The sequence below is a fragment of the Nocardiopsis alba DSM 43377 genome, from assembly GCF_000341225.1.
Lineage (GTDB): Bacteria > Actinomycetota > Actinomycetes > Streptosporangiales > Streptosporangiaceae > Nocardiopsis > Nocardiopsis alba.
In genome coordinates, this window is record NZ_ANAC01000006.1 from 50,316 (window position 1) to 63,868 (window position 13,553).

General features: G+C 69.7%; 13 protein-coding genes. 10 read left to right on the forward strand and 3 right to left on the reverse strand.

The window, feature by feature from the left end; genetic code table 11:
* Positions 1-54: 54 nt before the first annotated feature.
* Both D451_RS0105055 and D451_RS0105060 read right to left on the reverse strand, forming a co-directional pair.
* Positions 55-525, reverse strand: coding sequence for a ferritin-like domain-containing protein (locus tag D451_RS0105055; RefSeq protein ID WP_017533633.1), 471 nt, complete (start codon positions 523-525; stop codon positions 55-57).
* Positions 526-562: 37 nt separating this feature from the next.
* A complete protein-coding gene (locus D451_RS0105060) occupies positions 563-1,069 on the reverse strand; it encodes a hypothetical protein (protein WP_017533634.1) in 507 nt (168 codons plus the stop codon).
* Between the two features lie 368 nt (positions 1,070-1,437).
* Here D451_RS0105060 and rimP point away from each other — a divergent pair, with 368 nt between their 5' ends.
* The 7 genes from rimP to truB all read left to right on the forward strand — a co-directional run bounded on the left by rimP (position 1,438) and on the right by truB (position 8,350).
* The gene (gene rimP / locus D451_RS0105065) at positions 1,438-1,920 is read left to right on the forward strand and encodes a ribosome maturation factor RimP (RefSeq protein ID WP_014912698.1); all 483 of its coding nucleotides are present in this window, start codon (positions 1,438-1,440) and stop codon (positions 1,918-1,920) included.
* Positions 1,921-1,944: 24 nt separating this feature from the next.
* Positions 1,945-2,967, forward strand: coding sequence for a transcription termination factor NusA (gene nusA, locus D451_RS0105070; protein ID WP_026124843.1), 1,023 nt, complete (start codon positions 1,945-1,947; stop codon positions 2,965-2,967).
* A gap of 28 nt (positions 2,968-2,995) precedes the next feature.
* Positions 2,996-3,343, forward strand: coding sequence for a YlxR family protein (locus tag D451_RS27220; protein ID WP_081536461.1), 348 nt, complete (start codon positions 2,996-2,998; stop codon positions 3,341-3,343).
* A 178-nt stretch (positions 3,344-3,521) separates the two neighbouring features.
* Positions 3,522-6,551, forward strand: a complete 3,030-nt coding sequence (infB, locus tag D451_RS0105075; protein ID WP_017533635.1) for a translation initiation factor IF-2 — start codon at positions 3,522-3,524, stop codon at positions 6,549-6,551.
* Between the two features lie 88 nt (positions 6,552-6,639).
* Positions 6,640-6,936 carry a DUF503 domain-containing protein gene (locus tag D451_RS0105080; protein ID WP_014912439.1) on the forward strand — a complete coding sequence of 99 codons (297 nt, stop codon included), beginning with the start codon at positions 6,640-6,642 and terminating at the stop codon, positions 6,934-6,936.
* Between the two features lie 2 nt (positions 6,937-6,938).
* Positions 6,939-7,382: a 30S ribosome-binding factor RbfA gene (rbfA, locus tag D451_RS0105085; RefSeq protein WP_014908642.1), complete on the forward strand. Its 444-nt coding sequence runs from the start codon at positions 6,939-6,941 to the stop codon at positions 7,380-7,382.
* 80 nt (positions 7,383-7,462) lie between these two features.
* The gene (gene truB / locus D451_RS0105090) at positions 7,463-8,350 is read left to right on the forward strand and encodes a tRNA pseudouridine(55) synthase TruB (protein WP_017533636.1); all 888 of its coding nucleotides are present in this window, start codon (positions 7,463-7,465) and stop codon (positions 8,348-8,350) included.
* 23 nt (positions 8,351-8,373) lie between these two features.
* Here the strand turns inward: truB and D451_RS0105095 are convergent, their stop codons facing one another.
* Entirely contained in the window at positions 8,374-9,267 is an 894-nt protein-coding gene (locus tag D451_RS0105095; protein WP_193789592.1) for an alpha/beta fold hydrolase, read from the reverse strand.
* A gap of 167 nt (positions 9,268-9,434) precedes the next feature.
* On the opposite strand from D451_RS0105095, the gene D451_RS0105100 reads away from it, so the two are divergent.
* The 3 genes from D451_RS0105100 (at position 9,435) to D451_RS0105110 (ending at position 13,523) form a co-directional block, all read left to right on the forward strand.
* Complete coding sequence (locus D451_RS0105100) at positions 9,435-10,397, forward strand: bifunctional riboflavin kinase/FAD synthetase (RefSeq protein WP_017533638.1); 963 nt, start codon at positions 9,435-9,437, stop codon at positions 10,395-10,397.
* A gap of 256 nt (positions 10,398-10,653) precedes the next feature.
* Positions 10,654-10,923, forward strand: a complete 270-nt coding sequence (gene rpsO / locus D451_RS0105105) for a 30S ribosomal protein S15 (RefSeq protein WP_014913440.1) — start codon at positions 10,654-10,656, stop codon at positions 10,921-10,923.
* Between the two features lie 293 nt (positions 10,924-11,216).
* Complete coding sequence (locus D451_RS0105110) at positions 11,217-13,523, forward strand: polyribonucleotide nucleotidyltransferase (protein WP_017533639.1); 2,307 nt, start codon at positions 11,217-11,219, stop codon at positions 13,521-13,523.
* Positions 13,524-13,553 lie beyond the last annotated feature (30 nt).

Here is a 13,553-nt window from a genome sequence, read left to right on the forward strand (position 1 = left end):
CGGGGGTCTTCGTCGTGGGGCGAAGGCCCCCTTCGCGTGTGTACGGGGCCGGCTCTAGAGGCGTTCGAAGCCGGGGAGGGCGTCCAGTTCGGCGCCCCAGTCCAGGGAGCGCGCCGTGGCCTCCTGGAGGGCGCGGGCCGCGGTGATCCGCAGGTCGGTGTCGGGGGAGGAGGACAGCCACAGGTGGGCCTCCATGGTCCTGCGCTCCAGCTCCGCGGCGAAGGCGTCCATCTCCTCGTCGCCGCGTCCTTCGGGCAGCGGATAGGAGGCCTTCGCGGGGGGAGCCTCCCAGCCGCGCTCCCTCGCGGCGTCGCGCAGGGTGTCGCGCAGCGCCTTGTGCTGACGGGCGAAGGCCGAGGCGCGCTCACGGCGTCCCTCGTCGCCCGCGGCGCCACCGACGAACTCACAGCCGTACACGGCGGCGTGCTCGGCGCTCACGGCCTCGGCCAGGGCCTCGGCGGAGGGGTCGGAACCCTCGCGAGGTTCCGGGGAACCGGTCTCCTCGGGGTTGGGGCTGTCGCTCACCCGACTACCTTGCCTTTCCGATGGGTGGTGGCACCGCTCAGATCCGGTCCATCAGGTGGGCGTGCGCGGCCTCACAGGCGCCGATCCCGCTCACCAACTGGGCCAGGGCCGCGTCGGTGACGGCGGCGGCCTGGTCGAGACGGGCGGACGCGGCGGCGGCCTCCAACAGACGTAGACCGGCCCGGTCCGGGGTCGGACCCGGGTCCTCCTCGGGAGGGGCGGAGGTCTCTCCGTCGCCCTTCTCGGGGTCGCCGTAGGGGCCGACGTCCTCGGGCAGAGCGTCGAGCAGGGCGTCCACATGGGCCAGGTGATGACCCAGGAACCCCTCCAGGAGCTCAGAGGGGCCCGCGCCGTCGGCCAGAGCGCGTTCGTACCGCGCGATCATGCGTTCCTTCTCCCTGATCAGGGAGCGCAGGACGGCGACGTCGGGCGTCTCCGCGTAGGGGTACCAGTCGACCTCGCCGCAGCCGACCAGGCCGACCGCGGCCGCACCGGCCACCGTGGCACCCAGCAGCGTGCGACGGCTGACGTTCCACTGGCCCACGAGGTCTCCTCCCCCTGCCCGGTGTCCCGGACGGGACCGACGGCTCCCGCCGTCGACGGCGGTCGATCCCATCTTTCCACGACGTCGGAGGGACACGATCCGTGGCGACACCCCTTGTCGGGACGCGACTTCGGAAGGGGGACCACGTCCATCGACGCGCCTGGCCCGCGCGCGGCGACCTGGAAGGCACCCGGGAGTGGATACCCTTGCAGCACACCCGCCGTCGCGAACGACGTGCGGGGCTTTCGCATCCCCTCTCGGGGGTGCGGAGCGGATTCGTCGCAGATCTATGTACAGAGCTGGACCGCCCCGTTCAACGGCTCACGGCCGAGCGGGCGGGATTTCGCCGTCTTGAGGGGCTGACACGCATGGGAGCGCAGGCGCGCAACGAGCGCATCGTCGAGCTGCTGGAACCGGTCCTGGCCGAGGCCGGACTGGACCTGGAGGCCGTCGAGCTGACACCGGCCGGTAAACGCCGTGTGCTGCGCGTGATCGTGGACTCCGACAAGGGGGTCGACCTGGACACGGTCGGTGAGGTCAGCCAGGAGGTCAACGAGGCCCTGGACGCCTCCGACGTCATGGGCGAACTGCCCTACGTCCTGGAGGTCACCTCTCCCGGGGTGGACCGCCCGCTGACCCTGCCCCGTCACTGGCGACGCTCACGCGGTCGTCTGGTGAAGGTCTCCCTCGTCGAAGGGGGGAACCTCACCGGACGCGTCATCGAGTCCGACGACCAAGGGGTGACCCTCGACGTCAAGGGCCGTACCCGCGTCCTGGCCTACGACACGATCGCCAAGGCCAAGGTCGAGGTGGAATTCCGCCGAGAAGCCGATACCGACGCGGCGGACTAGAGGGGGAGCCCCGTGGATATTGACATGAGCGTCCTTCGCGGCCTTGAGCGCGAGAAGGACATCGCCGTCGAACTGGTCGCCAAGGCGATCGAGGACGCCCTTCTGATCGCCTACCACCGCGAGGAGGGCCCCGACAAGAAGGCACGTGTGGAGCTGAACCGTTCCACCGGCCACGTGACCGTATGGGTCGCCGAGACCGACGAGGAGGGCGGCGTCGTCGGAGAGTTCGACGGCACCCCCAACGGCTTCGGACGTATCGCGACCTCCACCGCCAAGCAGGTCATCCTCCAGCGTCTGCGCGACGCCGAGGACGAGCTGACCCTGGGCGAGTTCGCCGGGCGCGAGCACGACATCGTGTCCGGGATCATCCAGCAGGGCAAGGATCCCCGTAACGTTCTGGTCGACCTCGGCAAGCTCGAGGCGATCCTGCCCCCGCAGGAGCAGGTGCCCACCGAGGACTACGTCCACGGCGAGCGTCTGCGCGCCTATGTGGTCCAGGTGCGCAAGGGCCACCGCGGTCCCTCGGTGACCCTGTCCCGTACCCACCCCAACCTGGTGCGCAAGCTCTTCGAGCTGGAGGTCCCCGAGATCGCCGACGGCACCGTCGAGATCGCGGCGATCGCCCGTGAGGCCGGTCACCGCACCAAGATGGCGGTCCGTTCCAACCGGGGCGGCGTCAACGCCAAGGGCGCCTGCATCGGTCCGTTGGGAAGTCGTGTCCGTAACGTCATGGCCGAGCTCCACGGAGAGAAGATCGACATCGTCGACCACTCCGAGGACCCCGCCGTGTTCGTCGCGAACGCGCTCTCCCCGGCGCGGGTGAACTCGGTGGAGATCATCGACATGGCCGCCCGTGTGGCCCGTGTCGTGGTCCCGGACTACCAGCAGTCGCTGGCGATCGGCAAGGAGGGCCAGAACGCCCGCCTCGCCGCGCGACTCACCGGTTGGCGCATCGACATCCGCTCCGACGCCGAGCCCGAGCGGTCGGCCGAGGACGAGGACGCCTCCGGCGCCGCGGACGTCGACGACGCCTCTTCGGCCGGTTAAACGGGTCGCGCCCATGCCTCGACACGATATGGTGGCCGAAGACGGTCGTGACCGTCCCGTGCGAACGTGCGTGGGCTGTCGGTCACGGGCAGTCCAGTCCGACCTCGTGCGGCTGGTGGCCGAGGGCACGGCCATCACGCCCGACACCCGGGGTCGTCGTCCGGGGCGCGGTGCCTACCTGCACCACGATCGGCGTTGCTTCGAACTCGCCGAACGTCGCAGGGTGTGGTCACGCGCCTTCCGGGCCCGGAACGAGGAGACACCCACCGGGTGGGACGTCTCACGCGTGGCGGCTCTGTTCGATGACATCCCGAGTGATCGAACGCGCCGTGATCCGGATAGGGTTGGAATGTCCGGGCCGACCTCACGGTTGTAGTGATCGAGGTCGGCGTACAGTGCTGTGTCGGCACGTATCCACCGGCCCATTGTTGTGTAGCGATGAGGAAGCAGGTCGAGATTGCGATGAGCGCCTGATGAGTACGCAGCGATGAGTAACTCGAGCTAACGACGGTCCGGCACAAGCCCATGTCCCGGACCGAAGCTGAAGGAGAGTAGTGGCGAAGGTCCGGGTATACGAACTCGCTAAGGAGTTCGGTGTAGAGAGCAAGGCCGTGCTGGCCAAGCTCAACGAAATGGGCGAGTTCGTCCGTTCGGCGTCCTCCACGATAGAGGCGCCCGTCGTTCGACGCCTGAAGGAAGCTTTCAACGAGGGCTCCAACGGCGGCGGCAAGAAGAGTGCTCCGGCTCCCAAGCCGGGCCCCAAGCCGTCCGCCGCGCGCCCCGCCGCGCCCAAGCCGGGTCCGGCCCCCAAGCCCGGCCCGAAGCCGGGTCCGGCTCCCAAGCCGACCGCCGGCAAGCCGAGTGAGCCGGCCGAGAAGCCCGCCGACAAGCCCGCGGAGAAGCCGGCCGCTCCGGTCGACAAGCCCGCGGTCCCGACGTTCGAGGCCGCTCCGAAGCCGGGCCCCAAGCCCGCGCCCAAGAGCGGTGCTCCCAAGCCCGGCCCCAAGCCCGGCGCGTCCGGTGGACAGCAGCAGCGCGGCGGCGACCGCCCCGACCGTCCCCAGCGCGGCGAGCGCTCCGGTGGCGGCCGTGACGGTGGTCGTGCCCCGCGTCCGGGCGGTCCCCGTCCGGGTCCGCGTCCGGGTAACAACCCGTTCGCGTCCAACGCCTCCGGCATGGGATCCAAGCCCGCGGCCCCGCGTCCGGGCGGTCCCCGTCCGGGCCCGCGTCCCGGCGGCCCGCAGGGTGGCGGCGACCAGCGCGCTCCGCGTCCCGGTGGCGCTCCGCGTCCGGGCGCTCCCCGTCCGGGCCCGCGTCCCGGCGGCCCGCAGGGTGGCGGCGACCAGCGCGCCCCGCGTCCCGGTGGCGCTCCGCGTCCCGGCGGCCAGGGCGCCCCGCGTCCCGGTGGTGCCGCGGGCGCTCCGCGTCCGGGCGGTCCCCGTCCGGGTGGGCCGCGTCCCAGCCCGATGAACATGCCCTCGTCCCGTCCGACCCCGCCCGCGGGCGGCGGTCGCGGTGGCGGTCGTCCCGGTGGCGGCGGTGGCCGCGGTCGAGGCGGCGCTCCGGCCGGTGCCGGTCCGCGTCCCGGCGGTGGCGGCGGCGGCGGTCGTCCCGGCGGTTTCGGTGGTCGTCCCGGCGGTCGTGGCCGCGGTGGCGGCACGGCCGGCGCGTTCGGTCGTCCGGGCGGTCGTCCCGGACGTGCCCGCAAGTCCAAGAAGCAGCGGCGTCAAGAGTTCAACGATCTTCAGGCCCCGTCCTTCGGCGGCGTGAAGATCCCGAGCGGCAACGGCCAGACCATCCGTCTGTCCCGTGGCGCCTCCCTGTCGGACTTCGGCGACAAGATCGACGTCAACCCGGCGTCGCTGGTCCAGGTCATGATGCACCTGGGCGAGATGGTCACCGCGACCCAGTCGCTGCCCGACGAGACGCTTCAGCTCCTCGGTGAGGAACTCAGCTACCAGGTCGAGGTCGTCAGCCCCGAGGACGAGGACCGCGAGCTCCTGGAGTCCTTCTCCATCGAGTTCGGCGAGGACGAGGGCGGCACCGCCGAGCTGCGTCCGCGCCCGCCGGTGGTCACCGTCATGGGTCACGTCGACCACGGTAAGACCCGACTGCTGGACACCATCCGCAAGACCAACGTCGTCAGCGGCGAGGCCGGCGGTATCACCCAGCACATCGGTGCCTACCAGGTCTCCACCGAGGTGGACGGCGAGGAGCGCAAGCTCACCTTCATCGACACCCCGGGTCACGAGGCGTTCACCGCCATGCGTGCCCGTGGTGCGAAGGTCACCGACATCGCGGTGCTGGTCGTGGCGGCCGACGACGGCGTCAAGCCGCAGACGGCCGAGGCCATCGACCACGCCAAGGCGGCCGAGGTCCCGATCGTCGTCGCGGTCAACAAGATCGACGTCGAGGGCGCCGACCCGCAGCGTGTCCGCGCGCAGCTCACCGAGTACGGCCTGGTGGCCGAGGAGTACGGCGGCGACGTCCAGTTCGTGGACATCTCCGCGCTCAAGGGCGACAACATCGACACCCTGCTGGAGTCGGTCGTCCTGACCTCGGACGCCGCTCTGGAACTCCAGGCCAACCCGGACATGGACGCCCAGGGGCTGGCGATCGAGGCCTACCTCGACCGCGGACGCGGTTCCATGGCCACGGTCCTGGTCCAGCGAGGCACGCTCAACGTCGGTGACTCCATCGTCTGTGGCGACGCCTACGGTCGCGTTCGCGCCATGCTCGACGAGCACGGCCAGAACGTGCAGTCGGCCGAGCCGTCCCGTCCGGTCCAGGTCCTGGGTCTGACCAACGTGCCCAGCGCCGGTGACAACTTCCTGGTCGTCAAGGACGACCGTGTGGCGCGGCAGATCGCCCAGCAGCGTGAGGCGCGCGAGCGCTTCGCCCAGCAGGCGCGTTCGGCCCGTCGGGTCACCCTCGACAACTGGCAGTCCGCCATCAAGGAGGGCGAGCGCTCCGAGCTGCTCCTCCTCATCAAGGGCGACATGTCCGGTTCGGTCGAGGCGCTCGAGGAGTCGCTGCTCAAGATCGACGCCGGTGGCGACGAGGTCGGCATCCGGATCATCGGTCGCGGTGTCGGTGCGATCACCCAGAACGACATCAACCTGGCGTCCTCCGCAGACGCCATCATCGTCGGCTTCAACGTTCGGCCCGAGGGCAAGAACAGCGAGCTGGCGGACCGTATGGGTGTCGACATCCGGTACTACTCGGTCATCTACCAGGCCATCGACGAGGTCGAGGCCGCCGTGAAGGGTCTCCTCAAGCCGGTCTACGAGGAGGTCCAGCTCGGCAGCGCCGAGATCCGCGAGGTCTTCAAGGTGCCGAAGATCGGCAACATCGCCGGTTCCATCGTCCGCAACGGCCTCATCCGCCGTAACAGCAAGGCGCGGCTCATCCGCGACGGGGTCGTCATCTCCGACAACCTCAACGTCGAGTCGCTGCGTCGCTTCAAGGACGACGCCACCGAGGTCCGCGAGGGCTTCGAGTGCGGTATCGGTGTCGGCTACAACGATCTTCGGGTCGAGGACGTCATCGAGACCTACGAGATGCAGGAGAAGCCCCGCGACTAGTCGTGGAGCCATCCACCTGGGGCCCCGGACCGTTCGTGTCCGGGGCCCCGCCTTTGCCGGCCCGCACAACAACACCACGGGTGATCACTTGTACGTCGGGGCGTTGACCCTGGACGTGCTCCTCGGAGACGTCCAGTCGCTCAAGCAGAAACGCTCGGTGGTCCGACCGGTCGTCTCCGATCTGCGCCGAAAGTTCTCGGTGTCGGTCTCGGAGGTGGGCGAACACGACCTCTACCGTCGGGCGAAGATCGGTGTCGCGGTGGTCGCGCCCACGGCCGCCCACGCCAGGGACCAGATGGACACCTGCGAGCGTTTCGTCGCGGGCCGTCCCGAACTGGAGCTGCTGTCCGCCAGGCAGCGGCTCTTCAACGAAGAGGAAGACTGACGATGGTTGACGCCGCACGCGCGCGGAAGATCGCCGACAGGATCCAGCGGATCGTCGCCGAGATGCTGGACCGGCGGATCAAGGACCCGCGCCTGGGATTCGTCACCGTGACCGATGCCCGTATCACCGCCGACCTGCGTGACGCGACGGTGTACTACACGGTGTTCGGCAGCGCCGAGGAGAAGGCGGCGAGCTCCGCCGCTCTGGAGAGCGCCAAGGGCCTGATCCGTAGTGAGGTCGGTCGCCAGACCGGCATTCGGCACACCCCGAGCCTGACCTTCGTCATCGACGAGGTCCAGGAGAACGCCCAGCACATCGAGAAGCTGCTGGTCGAGGCGCGCAGGTCCGACGAGGAGGTGGCCAAGAAGGCCACCGGCGCCGAGCACGCGGGCGAGGCCGACCCCTACAAGGCCCCGCGTGAGGACGACGAGGCCGAGGACGAGTAGATCCGTCCCCCGAGGACGGCGGTACGAGTGGTGCCGCCGTCCTCACCCTTCCCTTTCTCCCTTCTGCACTGAGGAGTGCCATGGCCGACAGTGGCGTCGTGGTCGTCGACAAGCCCGCCGACTGGACCTCGCACGACGTGGTCGCCAAGACCAGAGGCCTGGCGCGTACCCGCCGCGTGGGGCACGCGGGGACCCTGGACCCGATGGCCACCGGTGTGCTGGTCCTGGGGATCGAGAAGGGCACCAAACTGCTCGGTCACCTGACCCTGACGGAGAAGACCTACGAGGCCACGATCCGACTCGGCCTGGTGACCAACACCGACGACGCCGAGGGCGAGCCCGGGGCCAGGGTCGACGCCTCCGCCGTGTCCGATGAGGACGTACACGCGGCGGTGGCGAAGCTGACCGGTCCCATCCAGCAGATCCCGCCGCAGGTCAGCGCGATCAAGGTGAACGGTGAGCGCGCCTACAAGGCGGCCCGCGCCGGTCGGGAGGTCGAGCTCAAGGCCCGTACGGTCACGATCGAACGGTTCGAGGTCACCGACATCCGTCGTGAGAGCGACGCCGACGGCGTCCTCGTGGACGTGGACGCGGTGATCACCTGTTCCAGTGGGACCTACATCCGTTCGCTCGCCCGGGACATGGGCGTCGATCTCGGGGTGGGCGGTCACCTGACCGCCCTGCGCCGTACCCGGGTGGGGCCCTACGACCTGTCCCAGGCCCGGACCCTGGACCAGCTCGCCAAGGAGTTCACGCAGGTACCGCTGGCCCAGGCGGTGGCCGCGGCGTTCCCGGTGCGCACCATGGACGAGGCCGAGACCCGCGCCATCCGTCACGGCAACCGCATCGGTGAGAGCTCTCTGGGGGAGGGGCCGATCGGACTCTTCGCCCCCGACGGCACGGTGGTGGCCCTGGGCGAGAACCGGCCCGGCCACATGAAGCCGGTGGTCGTCTTCGACCCCGCCTGACACCGTTCCGCCGTCCTCCCGGCCTACCGTCGGGACGTGTCCCTTCCGAGGGTGGTCGAGGAGGGGGAGACCTCCTCGTCCAGGAACTCGGCGAGGGCGGCGGTGAGCTCGCCCGGACGCTCGACCGAGGGCAGGTGTCCGGTGTCGGGCATCGTCAGCGAACGGGCGCCCGGGATCCCCTCCATGTAGAGGTCGGCGACCTCTTGGACGGCGGCGACCTCGGACAGACCCTTCACGACCAGGGTCGGTACGGTGATCTCGCCCAGCCGGTCCACGGCCGGACGTTCGGGCCAGGCCGGTTCGTTGGCCGGACTCGACCAGCGGCGGGCGAAGAGTTCCCGCAGCATCAACAGGGACAGGTCCCAGGCCTCCAGCGGTAGGTCCTCGGGGGAGCGGTCCGGCCCCAACACCATGAACCGGGCCTGGGCCTCGGCCATCGCGGCGACGTCCTCCGGCAGTACCACGGCGTCGCCCGCGCGATAGGTCGCCAACCGGTCCGGGGGCACGGCGGCCAGGATCGCCTCGCGCGATTCCCGCAGGAACTCGCCGGTCCATCTGTGACCGGACATCCCCGGGCAGACCAGTGCCAGCGCCTCCACCCGCTCCGGGGCGGCCAAGGCGGCGTCGACCGCGTAGGCGCCCCCGAACGACGCCCCCACCAGGGTCGCCGACCCGATCTCCAGGGCGTCCATCAGGTCCAACAGGTCCTCATGGTGGGGGACCGGGCCCTCGTGGTCGGCCGAACCCCCGTATCCCCGCTGGTCGTAGCGGATCACCCGGTGGGTCCTCGACAGGTTCGTGAACTGGTGGTCCCACATACGCCGATCGGCGATCCCCGCGTGCGCGAACACGACCGCTGGACCGTCGCCGGCCTCGTCATAGGACAGACGAGTCTTATCGGTGCTGATCATCGCCATCCCGGAACGGTAAACCGAGTGTCCGCCCCGGGCCAAGTCCCCTTTGCCGAGGGCGGAACGGACGTCCTGCGTGGTGGGCGGCACCGGTCGGCTGTCGGAAGTCGCCTCCGCGACGTGGCACGCTGGACTCGGAACGACTTCACCATGACGGACAAGGGGAACCGAACGTGCGGAGATGGGACGGGCTGGGGGACATTCCCACCGATCAGGGACGCTCCGTGGTGGCCATCGGTGTCTTCGACGGTGTGCACCGAGGCCATCGGGCCCTCCTGGCCACCGCCGTCGAGCACGGACGCCGTCTGGGACTCCCGGTCGTCGTGGTCACCTTCGACCCCCACCCGGAGCGGGTCCTGCGCGGGCACACCCCGCCGGTGCTGACCTCGATCGATCGACGGGTCGGGCTCCTGGACGACCTCGGGGCCGACGCCGTGTGCGTCCTGCCCTTCACCAAGGAGCTCTCCTCGCTGAGCCCCGAGGACTTCGTCCAGCGGGTGCTGATCGACCGCCTGGGCGCGGCCGCCGTGGTGGTGGGGGAGGACTTCCGCTTCGGTCACCGCGCGGCGGGCGATGTCGCCGTCCTCGCCGAGCTGGGCGAGCGGTTCGACTTCGTGGTGGACGGGGTCCGCCTCGTCGCGGAAGGGGAGACCATCACCTCCACCCGGATCCGCGCCCTGCTGGAGCGGGGCGACGTGAGCACGGCCGCCGAGCTTCTGGGGCGGCCACATCAGGTGGGCGGGGAGATCGTCCACGGGGCGGCCCGGGGCCGGGAACTCCTCGGATTCCCCACCGCCAACCTGGACCTGGACCCGGACACCGCCGTTCCCGGAGACGGGGTCTACGCCGGGTGGCTCGGACGTCGGGAGGCCGGGCCCGGGCACGAGTCGCGCTGGCCCGCGGCGATCTCGGTCGGCACCAACCCGACCTTCGACGGCACCGAACGCACCGTCGAGGCGTACGCGTTGGACCGCGACGACCTCGAACTGTACGGGGTGGACATGACGGTGGACTTCGTCGCGCGTATCCGCGGTCAGGAGCGGTTCGAGGATCTGGACGATCTCATCGTCGCGATGCGCCGCGACGTCGACCGTTGCCGCGACGTGCTCGCCCCGGAGACCGGCGACACCGTCTGAGGAGTGCGGTATCACCGAAAGCGCGGGCGTTCCACCTCGTCACCTGGGGTAGGGTGGGTCACGTTCACGTGTGTCCACGTTCGGTCACGCCCGTTCGGGCGGGGTCGACGGGAGCGCGGCGCACCCACGCCATCGGCGGCGGGCCGCGCGCACCGCACACGACGGTGACTGTTCGTACGCGCGGTCACCGCGTCTGAACCCCTGTCCTCATGTACCGGGGCTCGCCCTGCGTACCGATTCCGGAAGAAGGAGCGTCGTGTCGATCGACACCGCCACCAAGGAAAAGATCATCGCCGAGTACGCCACGAAGGAAGGCGACACCGGCTCCCCCGAGGTCCAGGTCGCGCTGCTCACGCACCGCATCACCGAGCTCACCGAGCACCTCAAGGACCACAAGCACGACCACCACAGCCGTCGTGGCCTGCTCCTGATGGTCGGCCGTCGCCGCCGTCTCCTCAAGTACATCGCCAAGCAGGACATCACCCGCTACCGCTCGCTGATCGAGCGCCTGGGTCTGCGCCGCTAAGGTGAAACCGGAGGGAGTGGCTTCGGCCGCTCCCTCTTTGTTAGTAAGGTGTGATCGGAGTGGTGCCCGCCACGGGCTCCACCCGACGAACCGCACCCGTGCCGTTCCCCCGGTCAACAGGGGTCGGTCCTCGGTAGTGGTCTCCGGACACCGCCCTTTCGGGGGAGGTTCCGTGGGCTTCGATCGATGACCGGCCGTCATCACCTCCGGGGCACGACGCGGGAAGACAGAAGACGTCGCGCATGCCGGAACATCGGACGCGACGTGACCCGATGTGTAACAGGAGGTCGCCCATGGAGGGCGTTTTCTCTGCCGAAGCCGTCATCGACAACGGTGGGTTCGGCACCCGCACCATCCGCTTCGAGACCGGCCGTCTGGCCCGTCAGGCCGCCGGTTCGGCCACGGTCTACCTGGACGACGAGACCGTCGTCCTGTCGGCCACCACCGCCTCGAAGCGTCCCAAGGACAACCTCGACTTCTTCCCGCTGACGGTGGACGTCGAGGAGCGGATGTACGCCGCCGGCCGTATCCCCGGCTCGTTCTTCCGTCGTGAGGGCCGTCCCTCCGAGGACGCCATCCTCACCTGCCGTCTCATCGACCGGCCGCTGCGTCCGTCCTTCAAGAAGGGCCTGCGCAACGAGATCCAGATCGTCGAGACGGTCCTGGCCCTGCACCCCGAGCACCTGTACGACGTCGTCGCCATCAACGCGGCCTCGATGTCCACCCAGATCGCCGGTCTGCCCTTCTCCGGTCCGATCGGCGGCGTGCGCGTCGCTCTGATCGACGGCCAGTGGGTCGGCTTCCCCACCCACGCCGAGCTGGAGAACGCCACCTTCGACATGGTCGTGGCCGGCCGCGTCCTGGAGGACGGCGACGTCGCGATCATGATGGTCGAGGCCGAGTCCACCACGCGCACGCTGAAGCTGGTCGCCGAGGGCGCCGTCGGCCCCAACGAGCAGACCGTGGCCGAGGGCCTGGAGGCCGCCAAGCCCTTCATCAAGGTGCTCTGCAAGGCCCAGCAGGCCGTCGCCGAGCAGACCGGTCGTGAAGAGGGCGAGTTCCCGATCTTCCTCGACTACGAGGACGACGCCTACGCCGCCGTCGAGGGCGCGGTCCGCGAGGACCTGGCCAAGGCGCTCACCATCGCGGACAAGCAGGACCGCGAGGCCGAGCTCGACAAGATCAAGGCCGAGGCCGGCGAGCGTCTGGCCGCGGACTTCGAGGGTCGCGAGAAGGAGGTCGGCGCCGCCTTCCGCAGCCTGAGCAAGCAGCTCATGCGCGAGCGCGTGCTGCGCGACCAGGTCCGCATCGACGGTCGTGGCCCCAAGGACATCCGCCAGCTCAGTGCCGAGGTGGGCATCCTGCCCCGCGTGCACGGCTCGGCTCTCTTCGAGCGCGGTGAGACCCAGATCATGGGCGTCACCACGCTGAACATGCTGCGCATGGAGCAGACGGTCGACACTCTCAACCCTGAGAAGACCAAGCGCTACATGCACAACTACAACTTCCCGCCCTACTCCACCGGTGAGACCGGTCGGGTGGGCTCGCCCAAGCGGCGCGAGATCGGGCACGGCGCCCTGGCCGAGCGGGCCCTGCTGCCGGTTCTGCCCTCCCGCGAGGAGTTCCCGTACGCGATCCGTCAGGTCTCCGAGGCCCTCGGCTCCAACGGCTCCACCTCGATGGGTTCGGTCTGCGCCTCCACCATGTCCCTGATGGCGGCCGGTGTGCCCCTCAAGGAGATGGTCTCCGGTATCGCCATGGGTCTGATCAGCGAGGGCGACGAGTTCGTCACGCTGACCGACATCCTCGGTGCCGAGGACGCCTTCGGCGACATGGACTTCAAGGTCGCCGGTACCCGTGACCTGATCACGGCCCTTCAGCTCGACACCAAGCTCGACGGCATCCCCGCCGAGCAGCTGGCCCTGGCGCTCCAGCAGGCCCGCGGCGCCCGTCTGGCCATCCTGGACGTCATGCAGGAGGCCATCGAGCGTCCGGCCGAGATGAGCCCGAACGCTCCGCGCATCCTGACCGTCAAGGTCCCGGTGGAGAAGATCGGTGAGGTCATCGGCCCCAAGGGCAAGATGATCAACTCGATCCAGGACGACACCGGCGCCGACATCACGATCGAGGACGACGGCACCATCTACATCGGTGCCACCGACGGCCCCTCCGCCGAGGCGGCCCGGGACACGATCAACCAGATCGCCAACCCGACCATGCCCGAGGTCGGCGACCGCTACCTGGGTACCGTCGTCAAGACGACCACCTTCGGCGCGTTCGTCTCGCTGCTGCCCGGCAAGGACGGTCTGCTGCACATCTCGCAGATCCGTAAGCTGCACGGCGGTCAGCGGATCGAGAACCTCGACGACGTGATCAGCATCGGCGAGAAGATCCAGGTCGAGATCCGCGAGATCGACGACCGGGGCAAGCTCTCCCTGGTCCCGGTCGAGGTCGTCGAGGCCGAGGCCGCCAAGAACGAGGGCGGGGAGTCCTCCGAGTCCGCCGCCAAGGGCGAGGACAAGGGCGACGACGCCAAGGGCGAGGGCGCCCCGCGTCGCCGTCGTCGTCGCAGCTCGGGCGGGCGTTCCGAGAACACCTGATCCTGACTGACCCTGTACGGGGCGGTCGCG

Coding starts and splice junctions, on each gene's coding strand:
- rimP (WP_014912698.1), top strand. CDS start 1,438: ATGGGAGCGCAGGCGCGCAACGAGCGCATCGTCGAGCTGCTGGAACCG.
- nusA (WP_026124843.1), top strand. CDS start 1,945: ATGAGCGTCCTTCGCGGCCTTGAGCGCGAGAAGGACATCGCCGTCGAA.
- D451_RS27220 (WP_081536461.1), top strand. CDS start 2,996: ATGGTGGCCGAAGACGGTCGTGACCGTCCCGTGCGAACGTGCGTGGGC.
- rbfA (WP_014908642.1), top strand. CDS start 6,939: ATGGTTGACGCCGCACGCGCGCGGAAGATCGCCGACAGGATCCAGCGG.
- truB (WP_017533636.1), top strand. CDS start 7,463: ATGGCCGACAGTGGCGTCGTGGTCGTCGACAAGCCCGCCGACTGGACC.
- D451_RS0105095 (WP_193789592.1), bottom strand. CDS start 9,267: ATGGCGATGATCAGCACCGATAAGACTCGTCTGTCCTATGACGAGGCC.
- D451_RS0105110 (WP_017533639.1), top strand. CDS start 11,217: ATGGAGGGCGTTTTCTCTGCCGAAGCCGTCATCGACAACGGTGGGTTC.